This is a genomic window from Kosmotoga sp. DU53 (assembly GCF_001639905.1).
In the GTDB taxonomy this organism is placed as follows: Bacteria; Thermotogota; Thermotogae; order Petrotogales; family Kosmotogaceae; genus Kosmotoga; species Kosmotoga olearia.
This window is the reverse complement of sequence record NZ_JGCK01000087.1, coordinates 1-1,690: the sequence shown is the minus strand read 5'-3', so window position 1 is coordinate 1,690 and position 1,690 is coordinate 1. Positions and strand designations below refer to the sequence as shown.

At 40.0% G+C, this 1,690-nt stretch carries 2 protein-coding genes and 3 pseudogenes; 1 reads left to right on the top strand and 4 read right to left on the bottom strand.

Features of this window, described 5'->3' with window-relative positions:
• A pseudogene (locus DU53_RS12220) lies at nucleotides 1-145 on the top strand (IS701 family transposase); the annotation flags it as partial.
• A gap of 21 nt (nucleotides 146-166) precedes the next feature.
• Here DU53_RS12220 and DU53_RS11620 read toward each other — a convergent pair.
• From DU53_RS11620 to DU53_RS11610, 4 genes and pseudogenes are all read right to left on the bottom strand, one after another.
• On the bottom strand, nucleotides 167-400 hold the full coding sequence (locus tag DU53_RS11620) for a hypothetical protein (RefSeq protein WP_063728797.1): 234 nt from the start codon (nucleotides 398-400) through the stop codon (nucleotides 167-169).
• 276 nt (nucleotides 401-676) lie between these two features.
• A complete protein-coding gene (locus tag DU53_RS12350) occupies nucleotides 677-838 on the bottom strand; it encodes a hypothetical protein (RefSeq protein ID WP_161484800.1) in 162 nt (53 codons plus the stop codon).
• A 20-nt stretch (nucleotides 839-858) separates the two neighbouring features.
• Nucleotides 859-1,131: pseudogene (locus DU53_RS11615) on the bottom strand (transcriptional regulator); the annotation flags it as partial.
• 23 nt (nucleotides 1,132-1,154) lie between these two features.
• Nucleotides 1,155-1,690, bottom strand: a pseudogene (locus DU53_RS11610) (IS3-like element ISKol7 family transposase); the annotation flags it as partial.

Genomic DNA, 1,690 nt, shown 5'->3' with positions numbered 1-1,690 from the left:
GAATGTCAAAGACCGGATAGGATTCAGAGAATTCATTGAACGGCAGATAGAACAGTACCATCTGGAAAAAGCTTTATTTTCCCTATTTGCTTTATTTGTTCGTGATCCCGAATCGTTCTTTTGTTTTCTCTCTGGGTTTATCTAGCTAAGTGCATAGTTTGGGTTTTCATAGTTCATACCATTCGCTCTCGCTATTTACTTTATCAATAGAGTCAATATCGTCATCCGTTAATTCTTCACTTTTACGCGCGTTTACAATCTTCCAAAGAATATCTTTGGGCAATAGGTTGGGATCAAGTTCACCTTCCTTGATCAAATTATCCACAAATTGAAGAAAAACAACATCATTGGTTTTCTTTATAGCCTCAATCAATTCTTCAAGCTTTACAATTATGGTCATCTTGTTTCACCTCTTTTCTTTCACACACCCTTTCACGCTTATTGTACCATGATCAAATTTGGGAGCGTATATGAAGGTATTATGCCTTCAAGAGTCAACACTAATTGCAGTTGTACAGTATACTTACATAAAAGGAGAAACTATGCCCAGCTTTCTACACAGTACATTAATCTTGAAGATATTTCCGATATTATTATCTTTTCGAAAACAACCTACTGTATGGTAGGCTACTAGCCCTAGTTAAACACCGAAGACACTGGAAGTATAAGAAATGTTTCAAATAAACCTCAGAAGCCTATCAATCAGCTTTTCCCTTTCCTTCTTCTTATCCAGCGCCCAGTAAGCGAGGGCAGTCTGGGTTTTCTTTAGCCTGTATTTCTGGGTGAAGGGATAAAGTTCTGCGGGACGATTTCTCACATTTCTGATCGATGTTGACAAAAGAAAATTTCCGGTTGGTATTATATGATTTCCAAAATCCTTTCCAGTTTTCTTCGTGTCCTTCCATCTTCTTCACACCAATAGGCAATAAAACATGGTTGTATCTTCAATCTGTACCTCTTTGCAAATGCTCTCACTCTCTCAGGTCCATCTATCCTCACCCCGAACCTTATACCGTCATATCTGCCGTAGTTCCGAAGAAATCTGTCAAGCAGTTTCCTGTTGTGCTCGTTGAACTTCACATAGTGTTTTATGAACTCATCTATCCTCATTCTATCGACAGCCTGTAATGCACCCCGAAAAACTGGACAAAAAATCAAGCAATTTTGTGTAGACTCACGGATTCTTCGAATACCTCTTTGGGACTCTTGTAACCTAGTGCACTGTGTGGATATTCTTCATTGTAAAACGTTTCAAAAGTTTTGGTCTTTTCGATTAGCTCTTCGTAACTCGGATTGTCCAGTACCCATGCAACTTCTTCTTTGTATGTTCTGAAATACCTTTCCGTGTTGGCATTACCTTTTGGGTTGTTGTAGCTCGTGAATATCTGTTTTATCCCCAGTACAGCACATTCTTTCAGAAACTTCGTGCTTGTCGGTTGGCTGCCGTTATCGCTCACCAGTATTACTTCTTCGCCCCGCACACCTTCGGGATACCCCTCATTTAAGGCTCTGTCCAACGCTTTCAACCATTCTTCCGTCCTACACCTGAGACTTATTTCCGATCCAAGGATTTCTCTTGTGTACCAATCTATCACTGCTATGTAATATGCCCAACCAGCATCTCTTGTGAATACTTTTGTCATGTCGATCCCAAGCACCTCTCTGGGCCTGGTTGGCTTTATCTTTTTTG